The sequence below is a fragment of the Microbacterium awajiense genome (assembly GCF_039536545.1).
GTDB classification, from domain to species: Bacteria; Actinomycetota; Actinomycetes; order Actinomycetales; family Microbacteriaceae; genus Microbacterium; species Microbacterium awajiense.
Window position 1 is genome coordinate 980136 of record NZ_BAAAYU010000005.1, and the last position, 21888, is coordinate 1002023.

The 21888-nt window shown below is 70.5% G+C and carries 21 protein-coding genes; 8 read left to right on the forward strand and 13 right to left on the reverse strand.

Annotation, left to right across the window (positions count from 1 at the left end; translation table 11 throughout):
- The first annotated feature begins 1 nt into the window (after position 1).
- Together rraA and ABD663_RS11325 are read left to right on the forward strand one after the other, a co-directional pair.
- Complete coding sequence (gene rraA / locus ABD663_RS11320; RefSeq protein WP_344738564.1) at positions 2-469, forward strand: ribonuclease E activity regulator RraA; 468 nt, start codon at positions 2-4, stop codon at positions 467-469.
- Between the two features lie 63 nt (positions 470-532).
- Entirely contained in the window at positions 533-934 is a 402-nt protein-coding gene (locus tag ABD663_RS11325; RefSeq protein ID WP_344738566.1) for a VOC family protein, read from the forward strand.
- A gap of 10 nt (positions 935-944) precedes the next feature.
- On the opposite strand, the gene ABD663_RS11330 is transcribed toward ABD663_RS11325, so the two are convergent.
- Positions 945-2312 (reverse strand): glucose-6-phosphate dehydrogenase, encoded by a 1368-nt coding sequence (locus ABD663_RS11330; RefSeq protein WP_344738569.1) that lies wholly within the window; start codon positions 2310-2312, stop codon positions 945-947.
- A gap of 35 nt (positions 2313-2347) precedes the next feature.
- Here ABD663_RS11330 and ABD663_RS11335 point away from each other — a divergent pair, with 35 nt between their 5' ends.
- On the forward strand, positions 2348-4141 hold the full coding sequence (locus ABD663_RS11335) for a glycoside hydrolase family 15 protein (protein ID WP_344738571.1): 1794 nt from the start codon (positions 2348-2350) through the stop codon (positions 4139-4141).
- Between the two features lie 13 nt (positions 4142-4154).
- Here ABD663_RS11335 and ABD663_RS11340 read toward each other — a convergent pair whose 3' ends face one another.
- Genes ABD663_RS11340 through ABD663_RS11355 form a run of 4 tightly spaced genes read right to left on the reverse strand, consistent with a single transcriptional unit; the run spans position 4155 to position 8160 of the window.
- Complete coding sequence (locus ABD663_RS11340) at positions 4155-5255, reverse strand: ABC transporter permease (RefSeq protein ID WP_344738573.1); 1101 nt, start codon at positions 5253-5255, stop codon at positions 4155-4157.
- Positions 5252-6136, reverse strand: a complete 885-nt coding sequence (locus tag ABD663_RS11345) for an ABC transporter ATP-binding protein (protein ID WP_344738575.1) — start codon at positions 6134-6136, stop codon at positions 5252-5254. The genes ABD663_RS11340 and ABD663_RS11345 overlap by 4 nt, the downstream gene beginning before the upstream one ends.
- Positions 6137-6190: 54 nt before the next feature.
- Positions 6191-6823 (reverse strand): response regulator, encoded by a 633-nt coding sequence (locus ABD663_RS11350; RefSeq protein ID WP_425561797.1) that lies wholly within the window; start codon positions 6821-6823, stop codon positions 6191-6193.
- A 59-nt stretch (positions 6824-6882) separates the two neighbouring features.
- Complete coding sequence (locus ABD663_RS11355; protein WP_344738579.1) at positions 6883-8160, reverse strand: sensor histidine kinase; 1278 nt, start codon at positions 8158-8160, stop codon at positions 6883-6885.
- Positions 8161-8309: 149 nt separating this feature from the next.
- Between ABD663_RS11355 and ABD663_RS11360 the strand changes: the two genes are divergently transcribed.
- Entirely contained in the window at positions 8310-8870 is a 561-nt protein-coding gene (locus ABD663_RS11360; RefSeq protein WP_344738581.1) for a hypothetical protein, read from the forward strand.
- Here the strand turns inward: ABD663_RS11360 and ABD663_RS11365 are convergent, their stop codons facing one another.
- From ABD663_RS11365 to ABD663_RS11380, 4 genes are read right to left on the reverse strand one after another with little or no spacing between them, the layout of a single operon-like run.
- Positions 8871-9350, reverse strand: coding sequence for a nitroreductase family deazaflavin-dependent oxidoreductase (locus tag ABD663_RS11365; protein WP_344738583.1), 480 nt, complete (start codon positions 9348-9350; stop codon positions 8871-8873).
- A 12-nt stretch (positions 9351-9362) separates the two neighbouring features.
- Positions 9363-10202 (reverse strand): exodeoxyribonuclease III, encoded by an 840-nt coding sequence (locus ABD663_RS11370; RefSeq protein ID WP_344738585.1) that lies wholly within the window; start codon positions 10200-10202, stop codon positions 9363-9365.
- A 40-nt stretch (positions 10203-10242) separates the two neighbouring features.
- On the reverse strand, positions 10243-11643 hold the full coding sequence (gene pntB / locus ABD663_RS11375) for a Re/Si-specific NAD(P)(+) transhydrogenase subunit beta (RefSeq protein WP_344738587.1): 1401 nt from the start codon (positions 11641-11643) through the stop codon (positions 10243-10245).
- Positions 11640-13187: a Re/Si-specific NAD(P)(+) transhydrogenase subunit alpha gene (locus tag ABD663_RS11380; RefSeq protein ID WP_344738589.1), complete on the reverse strand. Its 1548-nt coding sequence runs from the start codon at positions 13185-13187 to the stop codon at positions 11640-11642. Before ABD663_RS11380 ends, pntB begins: the two co-directional genes overlap by 4 nt.
- A gap of 133 nt (positions 13188-13320) precedes the next feature.
- Between ABD663_RS11380 and pyrE the strand changes: the two genes are divergently transcribed.
- Positions 13321-13899, forward strand: a complete 579-nt coding sequence (gene pyrE / locus ABD663_RS11385; protein ID WP_344738591.1) for an orotate phosphoribosyltransferase — start codon at positions 13321-13323, stop codon at positions 13897-13899.
- Between the two features lie 110 nt (positions 13900-14009).
- On the opposite strand, the gene ABD663_RS11390 is transcribed toward pyrE, so the two are convergent.
- Complete coding sequence (locus tag ABD663_RS11390) at positions 14010-14582, reverse strand: YdeI/OmpD-associated family protein (protein ID WP_344738593.1); 573 nt, start codon at positions 14580-14582, stop codon at positions 14010-14012.
- An 86-nt stretch (positions 14583-14668) separates the two neighbouring features.
- On the opposite strand from ABD663_RS11390, the gene ABD663_RS11395 reads away from it, so the two are divergent.
- Complete coding sequence (locus tag ABD663_RS11395) at positions 14669-15619, forward strand: SDR family NAD(P)-dependent oxidoreductase (RefSeq protein ID WP_344738595.1); 951 nt, start codon at positions 14669-14671, stop codon at positions 15617-15619.
- On the opposite strand, the gene ABD663_RS11400 is transcribed toward ABD663_RS11395, so the two are convergent.
- Complete coding sequence (locus tag ABD663_RS11400) at positions 15609-16244, reverse strand: metal-dependent transcriptional regulator (protein ID WP_344738597.1); 636 nt, start codon at positions 16242-16244, stop codon at positions 15609-15611. The genes ABD663_RS11395 and ABD663_RS11400 overlap by 11 nt on opposite strands.
- Positions 16245-16283: 39 nt before the next feature.
- Positions 16284-17570: an Nramp family divalent metal transporter gene (locus ABD663_RS11405; RefSeq protein WP_344740221.1), complete on the reverse strand. Its 1287-nt coding sequence runs from the start codon at positions 17568-17570 to the stop codon at positions 16284-16286.
- Between the two features lie 162 nt (positions 17571-17732).
- Here ABD663_RS11405 and ABD663_RS11410 point away from each other — a divergent pair, with 162 nt between their 5' ends.
- Complete coding sequence (locus ABD663_RS11410) at positions 17733-18392, forward strand: TrmH family RNA methyltransferase (protein WP_344738599.1); 660 nt, start codon at positions 17733-17735, stop codon at positions 18390-18392.
- Between the two features lie 78 nt (positions 18393-18470).
- Here ABD663_RS11410 and ABD663_RS11415 read toward each other — a convergent pair whose 3' ends face one another.
- The gene (locus ABD663_RS11415) at positions 18471-19793 is read right to left on the reverse strand and encodes an MATE family efflux transporter (protein WP_344738601.1); all 1323 of its coding nucleotides are present in this window, start codon (positions 19791-19793) and stop codon (positions 18471-18473) included.
- Positions 19794-19883: 90 nt separating this feature from the next.
- Between ABD663_RS11415 and ABD663_RS11420 the strand changes: the two genes are divergently transcribed.
- Complete coding sequence (locus ABD663_RS11420) at positions 19884-21881, forward strand: M13 family metallopeptidase (protein WP_344738603.1); 1998 nt, start codon at positions 19884-19886, stop codon at positions 21879-21881.
- Positions 21882-21888 lie beyond the last annotated feature (7 nt).

Sequence of the window (21888 nt, forward strand, 5' to 3'; positions counted from 1 at the left end):
AATGGACATCGCGACGGCAGACCTCTACGACCAGCGGGGTGACAGGCTCGACTCGCTCTCGGTACCGCTGCACGACGTCGGCGGGCGTCCGGCGTTCCACGGCCCGATCCGCACGGTGCGCTGCCACCGCGACAACGCGCTGGTGAAGGCGATGCTCGCCTCGTCCGGTGACGGCGCGGTGCTCGTGATCGACGGCGGCGGTTCGCTGGAGTCGGCGCTGGTCGGCGATCTCATCGCCGCATCCGCGGTCGACAACGGGTGGGCGGGCATCATCGTGCACGGGGCCGTGCGCGACCGCACGGCGATCAGCGGCCTGTCGATCGGCGTGAAAGCGCTGGGGTTCAACCCGCGCAGGAGTGCGAAGGACGGCCGCGGAGAGGTCGACGTGCCGGTCGAGATCGGCGGGGTCGTCTTCACCCCGGGGCGCGGCGTGTGGGCCGACCCCGACGGTGTGCTCGTCGAGCGCTGACACTCTGGACATCGACCCGATCGGGGAGGAACGTGGGTGAGAGAACCAGTGGTGGGAGGCGCCATGTTCACACCCGACACACCGTTCAGCAGCTTCTCGGTCGATGACATCGACGCGGCGGCTGCCTTCTACGCCGACACCCTCGGGCTACCGGTCGAGGTGAACGCCGAGATGGGCGCGATGCGGATCGCGCCGCCCGGCGGGAGTCCGATCTTCGTCTATGCGAAGGAGGACCACGAGCCGGCGAGCTTCACGGTGCTCAACTTCGCGGTGGCCGATGTCGAAGCCGCCGTCGACGACCTCAACGGTCGCGGGGTCGTGACCAAGATCTACACCGACCCCGACTTCGGCACCGATGAGAAGGGCATCGCCCGCGGATTCGAGGGCGGTCCCGACATCGCGTGGTTCCGGGACCCCGCCGGCAACGTGATCGCCCTGATGGTCCCCGCCGAGGGCATGATCTGACGCGACCCGTTCAGGGGAGCATCGGCCAGTCCGCGGGGCCGGCCGAACCCGCCGGGTACTCCTCGAGCGGCACGTCGCCACGGCGCCACACATCCAGCACGGGATGGAGGATGCGCCAGCACTCCTCCGCGGCGTCGCCGCGCACCGAGAGCACGGCGTCGCCGTCGAGGATGCCGGAGAGCACTTCGCCGTACGCCTTGAGAGCACCCTCGCCGAGATCGGCCTCGAGAAGTGCTCGCTCGAGTGCGAACGGGTCGTCGCCGCCGTTCACGTCGATCTCGAGCGACATCTGGTCCGGCCCGAGCACGAACCTCAGCACCGAGCCCCGCGTCTCGCCGGTGAATCCCGCGGGAAGGTGCCGCACCGGCTGGAAGGTGATCACGATCTCCGCATCGCGTCCGGTCAACGCCTTGCCGGATCGCAGCGTGAAGGGAACGCCGGCCCATCGTGCGGTGCGCACTTCGAACGTGAGTTCGGCGAGGGTCTCCGTTCCCCGTGCGGGATCGACGCCGGCCTCATCGACGTAGGCGGGGAGCGCGCGGTCGCCGACCGTGCCCGCCGTGTACCGGGCGCGCCGCGAGAAGCGAACGGGGTTGTCCTCCCAGATGTGGGTCGCCCGCAGGGCCGCACCGATCGCATCGCGCAGATCGCGCTCGTTCAGGGTCGCCGGGGGCTCCATGGCGAGGATCGCGAGCACCTGCAGCAGGTGGCTCTGGATCATGTCGATCAGAGCGCCCGCGCGGTCGTAGTAGCCGGCCCGTCCCTCCAGACCCAGGGACTCGTCGTAGCGGACAAGCACGGATTCGACGTGGTCGGCGGACCACACCGGCTCGAACACCCGATTGGCGAAGCGCACACCGAGGATGTTGAGCAGTGTGGAGCGCCCCAGGAAGTGGTCGACGCGGAAGATCCGGTGCTCCGGCACGAGAGCCGTCAGCGTTCGGTTCAGCGCGCGGGCGCTCTCCTCGTCGGTGCCGAACGGCTTCTCGAGAGCGAGCACGGTGCCGTCGGGAAGAGCGACGCCCTTCAGTGCATCGCACGAGGCCGCCGCGACACTCGGCGGCACGGCGAAGTAGAGGGCGAGCCGGCCGGTGGAGGCGCCCACGAGTCGGGCGAGATCCTCCGGCCGCGTGATGTCGGCCTGCGTGTACGTGGTCGAAGCCACAGCGGCGAAGGCGTCCTGCGCGTCCGTCGTGGCGAACGCCTCGCGGACGACGTCGTGCCACTGGGCGTCGCTCCAGTCGTCCATGCCCGCGCCGCTGAGGTGCACGCGGCGTGCGGGTTCGCGCAGCAGCAGCTGCCCGAGGGCGGGAAGCAGCAGCCGGGAGGTCAGGTCGCCCGACGCGCCGAGGATGAGCAGGGTCGTCTCCGTCGCCATGACGGCCACGATAGCGGCCTGCAAGAATCGGGGACATGCCCGCACCGATCGAGGACTACGCGCTCATCACCAGCTGTCGCACGGCGGCGTTGGTCTCGAGGGAAGGCAGCATCGACTGGCTGTGCGTGCCGCGCTACGACTCCGCCTCGGTCTTCGGCGCACTGCTGGGCGATGAAGACCACGGATGCTGGCGCCTGCGCCCGATGGATCGCTCGGCCACCGCCACCCGCCGCTACGACGGCGACACCTTCCTGCTCGTGACGCGCTGGGAGACGCGCCACGGCATCGCCGAGGTGCACGACTTCATGCCCGTCGACGGACCACGCGTCGACCTCATCCGCCGCGTGGTCGGCATCGAGGGCACCGTCGAGTTCGACCACGAGGTGCGGTTCCGCTTCGACTATGCGCGCTCCTTGCCGTGGGTGCGCCAGGTCGGGACCGAATTCGTGCCCGCCGTGCTCGCGATCGCCGGGCCCGACGCCCTGCTGCTGCGGGGCGCGACGCTGACTCCCGCCGATCGTGCGCACACCGGCACGATCTCGGTCACGGCAGGGCAGTTCACCGACCTCACCCTCACGTGGTTTCCCTCGCACCACGACGCACCCGAGCCCACCGACGCCGACACGGCCCGCGAGCGCACGCGACGCTGGTGGACGGAATGGGCCGAGGGCATCGACCACGCCGGACCCCATCATGACGAGGTCGTGCGGTCGCTTCTGGTGCTGCGCGCACTCACCCACGAGGACACGGGTGGCATCGTCGCCGCGGCGACGACGTCTCTGCCCGAGCAGTTCGGCGGGTCCCGCAACTGGGATTACCGCTACGTGTGGCTGCGCGATGCCGCGCTCACGCTCGAGGCTCTGCTCGACCACGGCTTCGTGCGCACGGCGCAGCGCTGGCGGCAATGGCTGCTGCGTGCAGTCGCCGGAGATCCCGCCGACACCCAGATCATGTACGGACTCTCCGGCGAGCGCGACCTCGCCGAGCGCGAACTCACCAGTCTGCCCGGCTACCGCGGGTCGGCGCCCGTGCGAGTGGGCAATGGCGCGGTCGACCAGTACCAGGCCGACGTCATCGGCGAAGTCATGGTCGCGCTCGAGGCCACCCGAGCCGCCGGAGTCGCCGAGACCGAGTTCTCATGGAGCCTGCAGCGCGCGCTGCTCGGTCAGGTCGTCGACTTCATCGACCGCCCCGACCAGGGCATCTGGGAGATCCGCGGCGAGGCCCGCATGTTCACCCACTCGCGGGTGATGATCTGGGCGGCGCTGGACCGGGGAGTGCGCGCGGTCCGCCGCGGTGGGCTCGAGGGTGACGACGCGCTATGGGCACGGCTGCGAGACCGCATGCGCGCCGAGATCGAAGAGCACGGTTTCGATGCCGGCCGCAACACCTTCGTGCAGCACTACGGCTCGCCCGAGGTCGACGCCTCCCTGCTGCTGCTGCCCCAGGTCGGCTTCTGCGACTACGACGACCCGCGGATGCTGGGCACCGTCGCCGCGCTCGAGGCCGACCTGCTGCGCGACGGGCTGCTGCGCCGCTACCGCACCGAGGCCGGGGTGGACGGGCTCGACGGCGACGAGCATCCGTTCCTGGCCTGTTCGTTCTGGCTTGTCGAGCAGTACGCGAGTTCGGGCCGCCTCGACGACGCGAACGCGCTGATGGACCGCCTGTGCGGCCTCGCCAACGACGTCGGATTGCTCTCGGAGGAGTACGACATCCAGCAAGGCCGACAGGCCGGCAACACGCCGCAGGCGCTGTCGCACCTCGCGCTCGTCCGTGCCGCCGACGCACTCGTCGGCCACTCCGGGCGCGCGGCGAAGCGATCCTGACGGGGTCGTCGACTCAGCGCTGGGATGCGAGGGCGTCCGACATCTTCACCCTGCCGCCCATGCGCAGCAGAGAGTTCTGATAGATCCGCGCGCCGATCACGATCGCGGCGACGCACGTCGCGATGAGGATCGCCAGCGACAGCAGCGGCTCCCACCACTCGGCCGTTCCGAGGAAGATGCGCATCGGCATGCCCACGGGCGCCGAGAACGGCACATACGACATGACGGCGAGGACGACGGGGTTGTCGAAGAAGAAGATCACCAGGAAGTACGGCGCCATGATGAGCATCGTCAACGGCGTCGTGGTCGCCCCGATGTCCTCCTGGCGCGACACCATCGACGCGGCCGCGGCGAACAGCGATGCGAGCAGCACGAAGCCGAAGAGGAAGAACACCGCGAACCAGGCGATAGGACCGCCGAGCCCGGCAAGAGCCGCGGACTGCCCCGACACCGTCAGCCCGATGACGGCGATCGCCGCCAGCAGCAGGATCTGCGCCATGGCCAGGATCGTGTTTCCGATCACCTTGCCCGCCAGGAGCGCACGGACCGGGATCGCCGAGATGAGCAGCTCGACCACCCGCGTCTGCTTTTCTTCCACGACGCTCTGCGCAATGGTGCCGCCGAACAGCGAGGCCGCCATCAGGAACACCACGCCGAACCCGATCGCCGCGAGATAGGCGAGTTGCGAGTTCATCGCCTCGGGGTTGAGCAGTTCGACGGGAGGCACCTGGGCGAACTGCAGCAGCAGCGTCGATGAGACTCCCTCGTCTCCGATGAGCGCGAACCCGACAGGCGACGCGGGGTCGGCGACGACCGCGGCATCCACGTCGCCGGATGCGACGAGTTCTTCGGCCGCCGCGCGATCACCGACTTCCGTGACCTCGAGTCCGGCGGTGCTCGACACCATCGGGGCGGCGTCACTCGTCACCGCGACAGGGGTGCCGCTCGTGTCGCGGGCCGAGAAGCCGGCCCAGATGACGAGGGCGAGCGCTCCGACGAGCAGGATCGCCGTCGAGATGACGAACACCTTGCTGCGCAGCTTCGATCCGATCTCGCGTTCGGCGACGAGCCAGACGCTCTGAGCGGCGCTGGGGGCGGGAGTGGGGGCGCTCACTGGATGACCTCCTTGAAGATCTGCGCGAGGGACGGATGCTGCGGGGCGAAGCTGGCGACGTCGCCCCGTTCGACGGCCAGGCGCAGCACCCGCTGAGCGGCGTCGTCGCTGTCGGCGTCGAAGAGGGCGAAGCCGCCGTCGAACTCGACCACCTCGACGCCGGGCTCGTCGCGCAGCCATCCGGCATCCCCCGACGAGACCAGCTCGTAGCGGTGTGTGGAGTGCTGGCGCCGGAGCGCGTCTCGCGGACCTGCGGCGCGGATCGTGCCGCCGGCGATGATGACCAGGTCATCGCAGAGGCGCTCGACGACATCGAGCTGGTGCGAGGAGAAGAGCACGGCGACGCCCGCCTCGGCGCGCTCATGCAGCACCCCGGCGACCACGTCGACCGCGAGCGGATCGAGACCCGAGAACGGCTCGTCGAGGATGAGCACCTCGGGGTCGTGGACGAGGGCGGCGGCGATCTGCGCGCGCTGCTGGTTGCCGAGCGAGAGTGCTTCGACGTTGTCGTTGAGGCGCTCGCCGAGACCGAGCCGCTCGAGAAGGTCGCGGGCGCGAGTGGCGGCATCCGCTCGCGAGAACCCGTGCAGACGGGCGAGGTAGGTGATGTGCTCGTGCACCTTCATCTTCGGGTACAGGCCTCGCTCTTCGGGCATGTAGCCGAAGTGGCGACGGTCGCCGGGGGTGAGTTCCGCGCCGTTCAGCGTGATGGAGCCGGCGTCCTTGCCCAGTACGCCGAGCACGATCCTCATGGCGGTGGTCTTGCCGGCGCCGTTTCCGCCGACGAAGCCGGTGAGACGACCGGCGCGGACCTCGAACGACACGTCGTCGAGAGCCCGACGATCTCCGTAGGACTTGGTGATCCCTGTCAATTGCAGCATGCGCTCCACGCTACGGAGGGGGGCGGGGTCCCACATCCACCGTGGGACGGAGATTCAGACGAGGCCGTGACGGTGTGCGTAGACGACCGCCGCCACGCGATCGCGAGCGCCCAGCTTCTGGAGCACGTTCGACACGTGGGTCTTGACCGTGGCCTCGCCGATGAACAGCGCGGCTGCGATCTCGGCGTTGCTCTGCGCGAGCGCGACCAGACGCAGCACCTCGGCCTCGCGGTCGGTGAGGGCCGGCGTGGGCGGCACCGGTTCGACGACCTGGCTCGCGGTGTCGCGGGGGGAGGCGGGCGTTGAGGCGAACCGCTCGATCACACGGCGTGTGACCGCCGGCGCCAGGAGCGCATCGCCCGCTGCCGCGACCCGCACGGCGCTGACGAGCTCTTCCGGTCCCGCGTTCTTGAGCAGAAAGCCGCTCGCGCCGGCGTCCAGCGCCGTGAATAGATAGTCGTCGCGGTCGAACGTCGTGACGATCACGATCGCCGCGTCCGTGTCCGGGTCGGCAGAAAGACGGCGTGTGGCCTCGATTCCATCGAGGTCGGGCATCTGCACGTCCATGCAGATGACGTCCGGCCGCACGCGCGCGGCCGCCTCGACCGCCTCACGGCCGGTCGAGGCTTCGCCGACGACGGTGATGCCGCCCGCGGCTTCGAGGATCATGCGGAAACCCGCCCGCATCACCGCGTGGTCGTCGACGAGCAGCACGCGGATCGCCCCGGCTGCCGAGCTGTGCCCGCTCACGCGAGCACCGGCACCGAGAGGGGCAGCCGCGCGCGGACCAGATAGCCGCCGCGCGGGCGAGGTCCGATCTCGACCGAACCTCCCACGGCGGCGGCGCGCTCGCGCATGCCGACCGTGCCGAGCCCTGCCGTCGCGGGCGGCGAGATGCGTCCGGTGTTGCTCACCTCGAGTTCGATGACCTCACCCGTGAAGCGCAGTCGCACGTCGGCTGTGGCATCCGCACCCGCGTGACGACGGGCATTGGTCAGCGCCTCCTGCGCGATGCGGTACGCGGCGACCTGCACGATCTCGCTCACCTCGACCTCGTCTCCGACGACCGTGAAAACGGTGGTCAGCCCGTTGGCGGTCGCATGTTCGGCGAGTTCGGCGATGCCGTCGAGCCGAGCGGTCGAGGCGTCGGGGGTGTCGTCGAGCGGCGAGCGCAGCGTCTCGAGCAGGTGGCGCAGCTCGTCCAGGCTCTCGCGCGCCGACCGCTCGATCTGCAGGAGTGCCGCGCGCGCGGCACCCGGATCCTTCTCCATCACCGTGCGAGCCGCGCCGGCTTGCACTCCCATCGACGACACGTGATGGGCGACGACGTCGTGCAGCTCTCGCGCGATGTGGACGCGGTCGAGGGCGACCGCCTGCGCTGCCGTGCGCTCGCGCTCGCGCTCGAGCTCACGCGTCCTCTGCTCGAGGCGCTGCGTCTGGATCGCCGCGTCGTAGGCGCGATCGCCCATGTAGTAGGCGCCGCCGAAGAACGCGGCGTTGACGAGGAACTGGATCAGCATGACGGCGACGAACGGCGAGAACATGCCCGCGCGCGACGGCCCGTCGTCGTCGGGCGCGATAGCCGACTGGAACGTCGTCACGAGCAGCCAGACGAACATGCCGACGATGATGGCGGCACGCACCCACATCGCGCGGCGACGGTCGTCGACCCACGCGCCGACGGTGTAGACGGCGATGAACATCGCGATGTTGCTCACGTACAGCTCGGGGATGCGCGCGGTCACTCCCACGAAGAACGCGAGGGTGACCGCGATCGCGGCCACCTCGGGGTAGCGGCGGCGTACCGCAAGGGGGGCGGTGAGGCCTGCGGCGAACAGAAGCGCCCAGGCAAGGTCAGGGCTGTCGCCGGAGTAGAACCCGGCGGTCGATCCGAGTGCGGCGCTGAGCACCGCCCCCACGAACAGTGCGGCGGCCAGCCAGATGTCCGCTCGGAGCTCTCCTGGTGTCGGGGGCGTGCGAACACCGTCGGCCGTCGAGGGCGCGGGGGTCAGACGCGAGGACATCCCCCTACGGTAGGCGGAGCGGTGCGGCAGGGCATCCCCCGCAGGGCGGAGATGCCCCGGGGGCGGGAAGCGTCCGGCCGGCGCCGGGGCGCCGCTCGGCGCGCGCGCCTTCCCGGGTGAAGGGGCCCACGGACGCTAGCGTGCGGAGGGTGAGCGAGGTCGAGAAGCGTGCGCGCGACCGCACGGCGGATCGCGACGTGCCTGTCGGCGTCGTCATGGTGGGCATGGCCGTCGTCGTGTGGTGGCCGGCATTCACGCTCGGAGCGTGGGAGGACCTCTTCTTCGATCAGCTGCTCACGGTGTGGGCGGCCTCGACGGCGGCGTTCGTGTTCGTGCTGGTCGAGCGCAGACCGGTGGGCGCGAGACTGGTGCGGGCGTTCCTGCTGCTGCTGCCGTCAGCGTGGCTCGTGCTGATGTTCACCCTGAACGACGAGGCCGCCGACCTGTTCGAATTCATCATCGACGTCGGTGCCATCCTCGCGGTGCTGATCGGTCTTCCGTTCACGCTCTGGGTGCTGGTGCGGATCGTGTGGCCCGACTTCGGCGGTCGTACGCGGGTCTCCACGAAGTGGCTGATCGCTCTCGTCGTGGTCGGGGTCGCGGTGGCGTCGTTCCTGCTCGGGGCCAACCAGGAGCACTTCCTCACGTGCGAGGACTTCGCCATCAGCGGCAACAGTCCGCCCGCCGACTGCACACCCGAGCCCGACTGATCAGGCGGCGTCGCTCATGCGAACCGCCCAGCGGATGCCGAACAGCTTGATGACTCCCGGCTGCTGCCCGGCCAGTGCCGTGTCGGCGATCGGCACGATCTCGACGCCCTCGACCGCGCGGCGTTCTCCGTCGAATCGCAGGACCGCGGACCCTGCCGCGACGACGTTCCGCGCCCACGCGGTCTCGTCCCCGTAGGGCAGCGCGATCACCCATCCGTCGCCGTCGCGGATCGGGGTCACCGGCGTCTCGTACGCGGTGCCGCTCCGGCGCCCGACGTGCTCGACGACGGCGTACGGCGCGCCCGGCTGGCCGGCGACCTGCATCGCGCCCTTGTTGACCACGTCGCGCTGCAGCCGGGTGAGGGCGCGGATGAACCGTCGGTCTCCCGATCGGACACCCACGATCACCACGACCAGTGGCACGGCGAGCAGTGCGAGGATGCCGCCGATCACGGCGGCGACGGTGCCGAGGGCCTTCATGGGTGTGCCTCCTCAGAAGATCATGGGGCGATCGTCGTCGTCATCACCCGCGAAGTCGAGATCGACGACGACGGGGACGTGGTCGCTGGGGCCGTCGCCCTTGCGTTCGTTTCGGTGGATCTGCGCGCCGGTCACCGCGTTGGCGAGCGCGCGCGAACCGAGGATGAAGTCGATCCGCATCCCTTCGTTGCGCGGGAAGCGCAGCTGCTTGTAGTCCCAGTACGTGAAGCCCGTGGGCACGAGCGGTCGCACGACGTCCTGCACGCCGGCGGACTCGAGCGCCGCGAAGGCCTCGCGCTCGGGCGGTGAGACGTGGGTCGCGAACCCGGGCACGACCGAAGGGTCGCCGTTGTCGGCGTCGGTGGGGGCGATGTTGAAGTCGCCGACGAGGGCGAGCGGCAGGTCGGGGTCGCCGGCGAGTGTGGCTCGGGTGTCGTCCTCGAGCGCCTTCAGCCAGTGCAGCTTGTAGTCGTAGTGCGGGTCGCCCAGCGCCCGCCCGTTGGGCACGTACAGGCTCCACACCCGCACGCCGTCGATGGTGGCACCGATCGCCCGGGCCTCCTGCGGGGCATCCGGACCCTCGTGGCCCTTCGCGAAGCCCGGCATGCCGGGGAACGCCGTCGCCACGTCGGTCATCGGCTCGCGGCTGGCGATCGCAACGCCGTTCCACTGCGAGAACCCGTGGGCCTCGACGTGGTACCCGGCCTCTTCGAACCGGTCGAGGGGGAACTGGTCGACGCGGCACTTGATCTCCTGCATCGCGAGCACGTCCACGCTCTCGCGCACCGCGAAGTCGACGATGCGGTCGACGCGCGCACGGATCGAGTTGACGTTCCAGGTGGCCAGGCGCATGGGTCCAAGCCTACGGTCGGCCGGCGACGCCGATCGCCGATCACAGCGCCCGCAGGATGTCCTCCACGCGATCCTTGGCGTCGCCGAAGAGCATCTGGGCGTTGTCGCGGAAGAACAGCGGATTCTGCACGCCGGCGTAGCCCGAGGCCATCGACCGCTTGAACACGATGACGTTCTCGGCCTCCCAGACCTTCAGCACCGGCATGCCGGCGATGGGGCTGCCCGGGTCTTCGGCCGCGGCGGGGTTGACGGTGTCGTTCGCGCCGATCACGAGCACGACCGAGGTGTCGGGCAGGTCGTCGTTGATCTCGTCCATCTCGAGCACGATGTCGTACGGGACCTTGGCCTCGGCCAGCAGCACGTTCATGTGCCCGGGCAGGCGTCCCGCGACAGGATGGATGCCGAAGCGCACGTCGACGCCGCGTTCGCGCAGCCGCGAGGCGAGCTCGGCGACCGGGTACTGCGCCTGGGCGACGGCCATGCCGTAGCCGGGGGTGATGACGACGCTGTCGGCGCCGGCGAGCATCTCGGCGGCGGTCTCGGCGTCGATCTCGCGGTGCTCGCCGATCTCTTCGTCGCCCGAGCGCGGTGCCTCGATGCCGAACCCGCCGGCGATCACCGAGAGGAACGACCGGTTCATGGCCTTGCACATGATGTAAGACAGGTAGGCACCGGACGAGCCGACGAGCGCACCGGTGACGATGAGCAGATCGTTGTTCAGCAGGAAGCCCGCGGCGGCGGCGGCCCAGCCCGAGTAGCTGTTGAGCATCGAGACGACGACGGGCATGTCTCCGCCGCCGATCGAGGCGACCAGATGCCAGCCCAGCGCGAGGGCGAGAACGGTGACCACGATGAGCAGCCACAGGTCGGGGGTGAGGACGTACCAGACGGTGAGCCCGATGAACACGACGACGGCGCCCAGGTTCAGGGCGTTCTTGCCGGGCAGCATGAGCGGCTTCGACGAGATGCGCGCCGAGAGCTTGAGGAACGCGACGATCGACCCCGTGAACGTCACCCCGCCGATGAAGACCCCGATGAAGACCTCGGCGTGGTGGATGTCGGCCAGCGCCCCCTCGAGGCCGGTGTCGTAGAGGGCGCCGTTCCAGCCGACGAGCACCGCCGCGAGACCGACGAACGAGTGCAGCAGGGCGATGAGCTGCGGCATCCCGGTCATCTCGACACGGCCGGCACGCCAGAGGCCGATCGCGGCACCCACCAGCATCGCGACGACGAGCAGGGTGAGGCCGAGGGCGGCCTGTTCGCCACCCCAGGACGAGGTGACCGTGACCCAGATGGTGGCGGCGAGGGCCAGGGCCATGCCGATCATGCCGTACACGACGCCGCGGCGGGCGGTGTCGTGGCGGCTGAGCCCCGCGAGGCTCAGGATGAACAGCAGCGCGGCGACGATGTAGGCCGCGGTCGCGACCGACCCGGCGGTCACCGCGCGTCGCCCTTCGTGAACATCGCGAGCATTCGGCGGGTGACCGCGAACCCTCCGAAGATGTTGATGCTCGCCAGCAGCACCGCGACCGCGGCGAGGATCTGCACCGTCACGTTCGGCACCGCGAGCTGCACGATGGCGCCCACGACGATGATGCCCGAGATCGCGTTGGTCACGCTCATCAACGGTGTGTGCAGCGCATGGGTGACTTTGCTGATCACGTAGAACCCCACCACGACCGACAGGGTCAGCACTGTGAGGTGCTGCGGAAGCGGCGCCGGTGCGACGGCGCTCACCAGGAACAGCAGCGCGATGCCCGCCACCGCCAGTGCCGCACGCACGGCCGGCGTGAAGCGCGATCTCTTCGGCGGTGGGGCGGTTGCGGCGGTCGCGGCGGCCGGCGCCGGCGCCGCTGACACGCTCACGGGCGGGGGTGGCCAGGTCGACGCTCCGTCGCGCACGACGGTCACGCCGCGCTGCACGACGTCGTCGAAGTCGAGGGTGAGCCGACCGTCCTTCTCGGGGGTCACGAGCTTCAGCAGATTGAGCAGGTTGGTCGCGTACAGCTGCGATGCCTGCGCGGGGAGCCTGCCGGCCAGGTCGGTGTAGCCGAGGATCACGACGCCGTTGTCGGTGACGACCCGCTCGCCGGCGACGGACCCGGCCACGTTGCCGCCCTGTGCGGCAGCCATGTCGACGACGACGCTTCCGGGCTTCATGCTCGCGACGTCCTCCGCCGTCAGCAGTCGCGGCGCGGGTCGTCCGGGGATGAGCGCGGTCGTGATGACGATGTCGACCTCGCGCGCCTGCTCCGAGTAGATCTCAGCCGCGCGGCGGTCGTAGGCCTCGCTCGTCGCCTTCGCGTACCCGTCGCTCGAGACCTCCTTCTGTTCGTCGGGGACGACGACCTCGAGGTACTCACCGCCGATCGAGCGCACCTGGTCGGCGACCTCGGGCCGCGGGTCGGTCGCGCGGACGACGGCGCCCAGGCTCGAGGCGGCACCGATCGCCGCGAGTCCGGCGACGCCCGCACCGGCGACGAGAACGGTGGCCGGCGGCACCTTGCCGGCCGCGGTCACCTGCCCGGTGAAGAAGCGGCCGAACTCGTGCGCGGCCTCGACGACCGCGCGGTATCCCGAGATGTTCGCCATCGAGCTCAGCACGTCCATCGACTGCGCGCGCGAGATGCGGGGCACCGCGTCCATCGCGAGCGCCGTGATCCCTCGTGTCGCCAACCCCTCGACCAGATCCGGGCGCAGCGCGGGGCTCAGCATCCCGATCAGCGTCGCGCCGTCGGACAGCCGCGCGATGTCGGCCTCGGTCGGCGGCGTCACCTTCAGCACGATCTCCGACCCCCACGCCGTCGCCGCATCGACGACCGACGCCCCCGCCTCGCGGTAGGCGTCGTCGGGGAAGGAGGATGCCGTTCCTGCACCGGCCTCGACCACGACCTCGTAGCCCAGGGCGATGATCTTCGGGACGGTGACGGGCGTCGCGGCGACGCGGTTCTCGCCGGGCGGCTCGGTGACGATGCCGATGCGCATACGGGGCTCCCTCGCTCCGGGACGCGGCGCTCGGGTCCGGCGCCGCACACGATCACCCTCGACTCTAGAGGGGCGTGCGAGCGCCGCCGCGCACGCGAGCACGGACCGCGTACGTGTCCATAGACTCGTGGGCATGACCGCCGCCTCCACGCCCGAACTCGAACTCGACCGGCAGAACCTCATCGCCCTCATCGGCGCCGAGGCGGTCTTCCACGGCGAGTTCACACTCTCCAGCGGCAAGAAGGCGACGTACTACGTCGACATGCGCAAGCTGACGCTCGACCACCGTGCGGCGCCCGCCATCGGCAGGATCATGCTCGATCTCGTACGCGACATCGACGGCATCGTCGCCGTCGGCGGGCTCACACTCGGCGCCGACCCGATCGCGAACGCGATGATGCACGAGTCGGCGCGCACCACGCGGCCGCTCGACGCGTTCGTCGTGCGCAAGGAGCCCAAGGACCACGGGCGCGGCCGCCAGATCGAGGGGGCGGACGTCGCGGGCAAGCGCGTCGTCGTGGTCGAAGACACCTCGACCACGGGTCAGTCGGCGCTGAAGGCCGTCGAGGCGCTGCGTCGCGAGGGCGCCGAGCCGGTCGCGGTCGCGGTGATCGTCGACCGCGCGACGGGCGCGCAGGCTGCGGTCGAGGCCGCCGGTCTGCAGTGGCTGGCCGCGGTCGACCTCGACGACCTCAAGCTGCAGCCGCAGTAGCGCTCAGTCGTCGTCGCCGCGGTTTCGGAAGTACTGCCACGCGAACACGATCAGCGTGCCCACCAGCACGATGGCGGTCGCAGCGAAGAGCAGCTGCTGCTCGAACTCGGTCATGGGCGCTTTCCCTCCGCGGCATCCGCCACCAGTTTCGCGATGCGCCTCGCGCGCGTGTCGGCGCGACGCGCCAGATCGACGGTCGCGATGCCCAGCTTGCGGGCCGACGGCGGGAAGGCGTTCCAGTGCGCGCGGGCGGCGGGCGCTTCGTCGAGCGCCGCTTCGAGGTCTGGGGGTTCGCGCAGCGCCTCGGAGTTGTCCAGCAGCGACCACGAGCCGTTCTCCTTCGCGATCTCGATGGCGCGGACGCCGGCCGGATGCAGCAGACCGTCGCGCTGCAGCTCGACGACCCGGGCCTTGTTGGTGGCCGCCCAACCGCTCCGCGGCCGGCGAGGCGAGAACCACAGACCGCTCGTCTGCTCGTCGAACGAGCGGGTCGGGCCGTCGACCCAGCCGAAGCACAAGGCGTGGCGGATCGCATCCTCGTAGCCGACCGACTGGATGCCGGACCCCTTGCGGGCGCGCACGAGCCAGACGCCGCGGGATGCCTCGTGGTGGGCTTCGAGCCACGCGCGCCAGGTCGCGGCATCCGCAGCCATGACCTTCTCGCCGTCGTCGAGCGCACCCATCGGCGTCACCTCCTGCACCGGCGAAGTCGGTCGGCGCTCCGCTCGCGCTCAGCCTAACCGGCGGTCCGACACCCTAGAGTCGAGGTGTGGCACGACAGGCGTGGGACCTCCCCGACCTGGCGGGGCGCGCCTATCTGGTCACCGGGGCGAACGCGGGACTCGGCTACTTCTCGAGCGAGCACCTCGTGCGCGCCGGAGCCACCGTGGTGATGACCGGCCGCAATCCGAACCGCCTCGCGCAGGCGCGGGCCGCCGTGCGGCGGCGGGTGCCCGAGGCCGACCCTGCGCGGGTCGAGTCACTGCTGCTCGACACGAGCAACCTCGGCTCGGTTCGGGCCGCGGCAGCGAGCGCGCGCGCCCGCAAGAAGCTCGACGGCCTGCTGCTGAACGCCGGCATGGTGCATCCGCCGACGGCGCGCGAGACGGCGCCCGACGGCAGCGAGCTCGTCATGGCCACGAACGCCCTCGGCCACTTCGCGCTCGCAGGCGAGCTTCTGACCACGCTCGCCGCAGCGGGTGGGCGCATGGTGTGGCTCGGCAGCATGTCGACGTCGCTGACGCCGTACGATCCCGTCGATCCGCAGCTCATCGAGGGCTACACGGGGTGGCGCGCGTACGTGCAGTCGAAAGTGGCCACGACGGCGCTCGGCTTCGAGGCCGACCGGCGCCTGCGCGATGCCGACGTCGACGTCCTGAGCGTCGTGGCGCATCCGGGCTACTCGACGAGCGGTCGCTCGCCCGGCATCGTCGGGGTCAACAGTCCGTCGCGCGGCTCGCGCTTCGTCGACAATCTGCAGGCGCCCATCTCGCAGTCCAAGCTGCAGGGCGCCTGGCCGCTCGTGCACGCGCTCACCGCCGCCGACGTGTCGGGCGGCGACTACTGGGGCCCGTACACCGGCATGCGCGGCAAGCCGCGCAGGCAGACCGCGTCGAAGGTCACGCGCGACCCCGAGGTCGCCGAGCGGCTGTGGCGGTTCGCCGAGGAGACCACCGGGGTGTCGTGGCCGTTCGCGAAGGCGGCATCCGTCAGGCGCTGAGCCACACGGCGCCGGACGCCGCGGACGGCAGTTCGACCGGCGCGCCGTCGATGTCGATCGTGGTCGGTGCGAGCACCGCGACCTCGACGCCGACTTCGACGCCCGCCGCCTCGGCGGCGCGCAGCACGTCGGGATCGCGGTCGCTGACGCGCAGCACGCGGCCGACATGGCCCACGGGGGCGAGTCCGAGCAGCACGAACGGCTCGCGCTCGACCCGGCCGGAGGCGTCGGGGATCGCATCGCCGTGCGGATCGAATCTCGGGTGGTCCAGCCGCTCGTCGATGCGGTCGAGCAGACGATCGCTCACGGCGTGTTCGAGCACCTCGGCCTCGTCGTGGACCTCGTCCCACGAGTAGCCGTACTCGCGCACCAGCCATGTCTCGATGAGCCGGTGTCGCCGTGTGATCGCCGCAGCGCGTCGCAGACCCGCCGTCGTGAGCGCCACGGGGCCGTACGGCCGGTGGTCGACGAGCCCCTGCGCGGCGAGCTTCTGCACCATCTCGGTCACGCTCGACGGCACCAGACCGAGTTCGCCCGCCAGCTGCGACGGCGTGATGCGCTCGTCCTGCCACTCGGTGTGGGCGTAGATCGCCTTGAGGTAGTCGTCGACGGCAGGGGAGGCCACCGTCTCAGGCTACCGGCGGCTGCCGGCGGCTGCGGGCGGCTACGCGCCGGTGAAGACGAGCCACAGCAGCACGCCGTTGAGGGCGATGAGGAAGAGGGATGCCGCGACGCCGGCGATCGTCGTCGCGACGCGGTTGCGGTACTCCCCGAGCACGTCGCGGCGCGCGGTGAGGGCGACGAGCGGCACGAGCGCGAACGGGATGCCGAACGACAGCACGACCTGGCTGAGCACGAGTGCGAGGGTCGGATCGAAGCCGATGCCGAGGATGATGAGCGCGGGAACGAGGGTCACCAGGCGGCGGGTGATGAGCGGCACCCGCACCTTCAGCAGCCCGTGCATGATCTCGGCGCCGGCATACGCCCCCACCGATGTGCTCGCCAGTCCGCTGGCGAGCAGGCCGACGGCGAACAGGGTCGCCACCAGCGGTCCGATGCCGTCGTACAGGGCGGCGTACGCTCCCTCGAGGCTGTCGGTGCCGGGCACGCCGGCGAGGTTCGCGGCGGCGAGCAGCAGAATGCAGAGGTTGACGGTGCCGGCGATCGCCATCGCGATCGTGACGTCCCACTTCGTCGCGCGCAGGAGGCGGGGCGTCGACAGGCCGCGCAGCGCCTCGAGGTCGACGCCGATGCGCGGGCCCGGACCGCTCGGCGCGAATCGGTCGCGGGCGAGCGCCGAGTGCGCGTAGATCGCGTGGGGCATGACCGTCGCGCCGAGGATCGAGGCGGCCAGCAGCACCGAGTCGGTGCCCTCGAAGCGGGGGACCATTCCGGCGAGCACGCCGGCGGGATCAGGAGGCGCGACGAAGACGCCGTAGGTGAAGCCGACCGCGATGACGGCGACCATCGCGATCACGACGAACTCGAACGGCTTCGCCCCGCCGCGCGACTGCACGATCAGCAGCAGCAGCGAGATCGTGCCGGTGATGAGTCCGCCCCACAGCAGCGGGATGCCGAAGAGCAGCCACAGTGCGACCGCGCCGCCGATGACCTCGGCGATGTCGGTCGCCATCGCGACCAGCTCGGCCTGCAGCCAGTACGCGCGGCGCCCCCACTTCGAACGGATGCGGGTGCCCAGCGTCTCGGGCAGGCTGTGTCCGGTGACGATGCCGAGCTTGGCCGACAGGTACTGGATGAGCCACGCCATCACGTTCGCGAGCACGACGACCCACACCAGCAGGTACCCGTACCGGGCGCCTGCGGTCATGTTGCTCGCGACGTTGCCGGGGTCGAGGTAGGCGACGCCCGCGACCAGGGCCGGGCCGATGAGCCACGCGAGCCGCCGCGTGCCCGCACGGCGCGGGGTCGCCGCGGGAGCGGCATCCGTCATCGGAGTTTTCGGCACACCGAAACCGTACAGTATTTTTCGGCCCACCGAAATCCCGTCCTCCCCTCACTGAGAATCGCCGTGCCGGGTGGGAATCGGCAGCGCGCCGATGATTCCGATCCGGCGCGCTGATTCTCGCGGCAGAGGGGCGGGTACGCTGGCCGCGTGGAGGACGAGCCCGGGGCCGAGCCGACGATCCCGGTCGGGGTCGGGGTCGGCGTCGGCGTCGGGCCGTGGCCCGGCGGTCCGGATGCCTGGCCCGACGACCCGCGCTATGACCGGCAGCTGCTCGCCGACGGCGACCGGCGCAACGTGGTCGACGCCTACCGCTACTGGACGATGGACGCGATCGTCGCCGATCTCGACGCCCGCCGGCACGCATTCCACGTCGCGATCGAGAACTGGCAGCACGACATGAACATCGGATCGATCGTGCGCAGTGCGAACGCCTTCGCCGCGGCCGAGGTGCACATCATCGGCCGTCGCCGATGGAACCGCCGCGGCGCCATGGTCACCGACCGCTACCAGCATGTCCGGCACCACGAGGACGTCGCCGCCTTCGCCGCATGGGCGGATGCCGCGGGCATCCCGGTGCTCGCGATCGACAACGTCGATGGCGCTCAGCCGGTCGACTCCGCCGACATTCCCGAGCGGTGCGTGCTGCTGTTCGGCCAGGAGGGTCCCGGCCTCTCACCCGAGGCACTCGCCGCGGCATCGGGACGCGTCGAGATCACCCAGTACGGATCCACCCGGTCGATCAACGCCAGTGCCGCGGCCGCCGTGGTCATGTACGAGTGGTGCCGCCGCTGGGCCACCCCCCGCTGAGCCCGCCTCCGCGGGCAGAGACCGCAGCTGCCACCCGCCGTCTCGGCCGGTGGGTGCGGTTCCACCGGGTGGGAGAGGTCAGGAGCCGGCGGTCATCCACGCGGCGCCGCGCACGCGCCACCCGAGGGTGCCCAGTCGCGCGAGCATGTAGACGCCGAAGAAGGCGACCGACAGCCACGCGAGGCCGGCGGCGCCCGCGGGTCGGAGCAGGCCGACCAGCACCAGGGCGGGCACGAACGGCACGAGGTTGATCAGTCCGGCCAGCGCCAGGTACTTCGCGTCGCCCGCGCCGATGAGCACGCCGTCGAGCACGAAGACGATTCCGCACACCGGCTGGGCGACGGCGAGCACGATGAGGGCCGGCTGCACGAGAGCCGCGATCTCGGGGTCGCCGGTGAACACGAGACCGATCACTCCTGAGAGCCCGCCGATCGCCAGGCCGACGAGCACCCCGAACCACGTCCCCCACGCGACCGTGCGCCGCAGCACCCGCACCACTTCCCCCTCGCGCGCGGCGCCGAGCTCTTTGCCGATGAGCGCCTGCGCCGCGATCGCGAGGGCGTCGAGGGCGAACGCTGCGGTCGAGAACACCGTGAAGGCGACCTGCCAGCCCGCGAGCTCCTCGGTGCCGAGGGCGGTCGCGACCGCGACCGTCGCCAACAGCGCCGCCCGCAGCGAGACGGTGCGCAGGAACAGCCAGCCGCCCGCTCGCGCCGATCCCCCGACGCCGTCGCGCTGCGGGCGCACCGACGCCGCGTGGGTGCGGGCGAGCCGGCCGATCACCCAGACATACGCGGCGACCATCCCCCACTGCGCGACGACGGTGCCCAGGGCGGAGCCGGCGATGCCCCAGCCGAACCCGTAGATGAACAGCCAGTTCAGCAGCGCGTTCGCCGCGAAGCCGATGCCGGCGATCCACAGCGGCGTCACCGTGTCCTGCATACCGCGCAGCAGGCCGGTCGCGGCGAAGACGACGAGCATCGCGGGCAGACCCCACATCGAGATCCGCAGGTACACCTCGGCCTCGGCGGCGACGGCCGGTTCGGCGCCGAAGAGGCCGACCAGCAGCGGAGTGGCGAGCGCGCCCACGATGGCGAGCCCGGCTCCCATGGCGAGGGCCAGCCACATCCCGTCGATGCCCACCGACACCGCCTTGGCGGGGTCACCCGAACCGAACCGCCGCGCGACGGCCGGGGTCGTCGCGTAGGCGAGGAACACCATGAGGCCGACGATCGTCTGCAGGATCGCCGACGCGATGCCGAGACCGGCGAGTGGGGTGACGCCGAGGTGGCCGACGAGCGCCGAGTCGACGATCAGGAACAGCGGCTCGGCGACCAGTGCGCCGAGTGCGGGCACGGCCAGGCGCAGGATGCTGCGATTGAGCGTGTCGCGGGTGGCCACCCTCCGAGGGTAGGGCCGCTCAGGACATCCGAAGGCTGACCGGTCCACAGGCGCCCCACGGCGTCGATCGCGCGGCCTATCCTGGGAGACATGCCCGACGCCCCCCGCTCCGGTCTCGCGCTCGAGGAACTCAGCGACGAGATCCGTCCACAAGACGATCTGTTCCGCCACGTCAACGGCGCCTGGATCGAACGCACCGCGATCCCCGACGACAAAGCCCGTTGGGGTTCGTTCCACCTGATCGCCGAACAGGCCGAGAAGGACGTCCACGCCATCGTCGAGGAGTCGCAGGCGGCGGCGCCCGGCACCGAGGCGCGCAAGGTGGGCGATCTCTACACGAGCTTCATGGACACCGACCTCGTCGACAAGCTCGGCGCCGCACCGCTCGAGGACCCGCTCGGTCTCGTCGACGCCGTCCGGTCGATCCCGGCATTGCTGCGCACGGTCGGCGAGCTCGAGCGCGGAGGCCTCTCGGGCTTCGCGTCGCTCGCGGTCGAGAACGATCCCGGCGATCCGACCCGCTACGTCACCTTCTTCGTGCAGGGTGGACTGTCGCTGCCCGACGAGAGCTACTACCGGCTCGACAGCTTCGCCGAGCTGCGCACCACGTTCCGCGCGCACGTCGAGCGGATGCTCGAACTCGCGGGCGTCGCCGAGCCGGCGGGATCCGCCGACCGCATCGTCGCGCTGGAGACCGAATTGGCGGCGCACCACTGGGACAACGTCCGCAGCCGTGACGCGGTGGCCACCTACAACCTCAAGACGTGGGACGAACTCGTCGAGATCGCAGGCGTCGACCTCGTGCCCTGGCGCGACGCGGTCGCGGCCGGTCACCCCGATGCCTTCGACGAGGTCGTGCTGTACCAGCCGAGCTTCACCGAGGGGCTCGGGTCGTTGCTCACCGAAGACCGGCTCGAGGACTGGAAGGCCTGGCTGCGATACCGCATCGTGCGAGCCAACGCGCCGTTCCTGTCCGAGGCCTTCGTCACCGAGAACTTCGCGTTCTACGGCACCGCCCTCACCGGCGTGCCGGTGAACCGCGAGCGGTGGAAGCGCGGCGTGAGCCTGGCCGAGGCCGCGATGGGCGAGGCGGTGGGCAAGGTCTATGTCGAGCGCCACTTCCCGCCGGCGGCCAAGGACGAGATGGACGTGCTCGTCGCGAATCTCATCGAGGCGTACCGCCAGAGCATCACCGCGCTCGAGTGGATGAGCCCCGAGACGCGTGAGCGGGCGCTCGCGAAGCTCGACGCGTTCACGCCGAAGATCGGCTATCCCGAGAAGTGGAAGGACTACTCGTCGCTCGAGATCGACCCCGTCGACCTCGTCGGCAACGTGCGTCGCGCCCACGAGTGGGAGCACGAGCGGCAGCTGAGCAAGCTCGGCGGACCGATCGACCACGACGAGTGGCACATGACGCCGCAGACGGTGAACGCGTACTACAACCCGCTCATGAACGAGATCGTGTTCCCCGCGGCGATCCTGCAGTACCCGTTCTTCGAGGCCGACCGCGATGCCGCCGCCAACTACGGCGGCATCGGCGCGGTCATCGGCCACGAGATCGGCCACGGGTTCGACGACCAGGGCAGCCGCTTCGACGGCGACGGGTCGCTGCGCGACTGGTGGACCGACGACGATCGGGCCGCATTCGAGGAGCGCACCAAGAGTCTCATCGCCCAGTACGACGAACTCACACCCGAGGGTCTCGATGAGCAGTACACGGTGAACGGATCGCTCACCATCGGCGAGAACATCGGCGACCTCGGCGGGCTCGGCATCGCCATCAAGGCGTACGCGCTCTCGCTGAACGCCGGCGCCGATGTGACCGGCGACACCGCCGACGCTCCGTCCGGTCCCGAGATCGACGGCTACACCGGCATCCAGCGACTTCTGCTGAGCTGGGCCCAGATCTGGCAGCAGAAGGGACGGGATGCCGAGACGATCCGTCTGCTGACGATCGATCCGCACTCGCCGAACGAGTTCCGCTGCAATCAGATCGTGCGCAACGTCGATGCGTTCTACGATGCATTCGGTGTGACCGAATCGGATGCGCTCTGGCTCGCGCCGGACCAGCGCGTGTCGATCTGGTGACCCGCAC

Coding starts and splice junctions, on each gene's coding strand:
- rraA (WP_344738564.1), top strand. CDS start 2: ATGGACATCGCGACGGCAGACCTCTACGACCAGCGGGGTGACAGGCTC.
- ABD663_RS11325 (WP_344738566.1), top strand. CDS start 533: ATGTTCACACCCGACACACCGTTCAGCAGCTTCTCGGTCGATGACATC.
- ABD663_RS11330 (WP_344738569.1), bottom strand. CDS start 2,312: ATGGCGACGGAGACGACCCTGCTCATCCTCGGCGCGTCGGGCGACCTG.
- ABD663_RS11335 (WP_344738571.1), top strand. CDS start 2,348: ATGCCCGCACCGATCGAGGACTACGCGCTCATCACCAGCTGTCGCACG.
- ABD663_RS11345 (WP_344738575.1), bottom strand. CDS start 6,136: ATGCTGCAATTGACAGGGATCACCAAGTCCTACGGAGATCGTCGGGCT.
- ABD663_RS11350 (WP_425561797.1), bottom strand. CDS start 6,823: ATGCGGGCGGGTTTCCGCATGATCCTCGAAGCCGCGGGCGGCATCACC.
- ABD663_RS11355 (WP_344738579.1), bottom strand. CDS start 8,160: ATGTCCTCGCGTCTGACCCCCGCGCCCTCGACGGCCGACGGTGTTCGC.
- ABD663_RS11365 (WP_344738583.1), bottom strand. CDS start 9,350: ATGAAGGCCCTCGGCACCGTCGCCGCCGTGATCGGCGGCATCCTCGCA.
- ABD663_RS11370 (WP_344738585.1), bottom strand. CDS start 10,202: ATGCGCCTGGCCACCTGGAACGTCAACTCGATCCGTGCGCGCGTCGAC.
- ABD663_RS11380 (WP_344738589.1), bottom strand. CDS start 13,187: ATGCGCATCGGCATCGTCACCGAGCCGCCCGGCGAGAACCGCGTCGCC.
- pyrE (WP_344738591.1), top strand. CDS start 13,321: ATGACCGCCGCCTCCACGCCCGAACTCGAACTCGACCGGCAGAACCTC.
- ABD663_RS11390 (WP_344738593.1), bottom strand. CDS start 14,582: ATGGGTGCGCTCGACGACGGCGAGAAGGTCATGGCTGCGGATGCCGCG.
- ABD663_RS11405 (WP_344740221.1), bottom strand. CDS start 17,570: ATGACGGATGCCGCTCCCGCGGCGACCCCGCGCCGTGCGGGCACGCGG.
- ABD663_RS11420 (WP_344738603.1), top strand. CDS start 19,884: ATGCCCGACGCCCCCCGCTCCGGTCTCGCGCTCGAGGAACTCAGCGAC.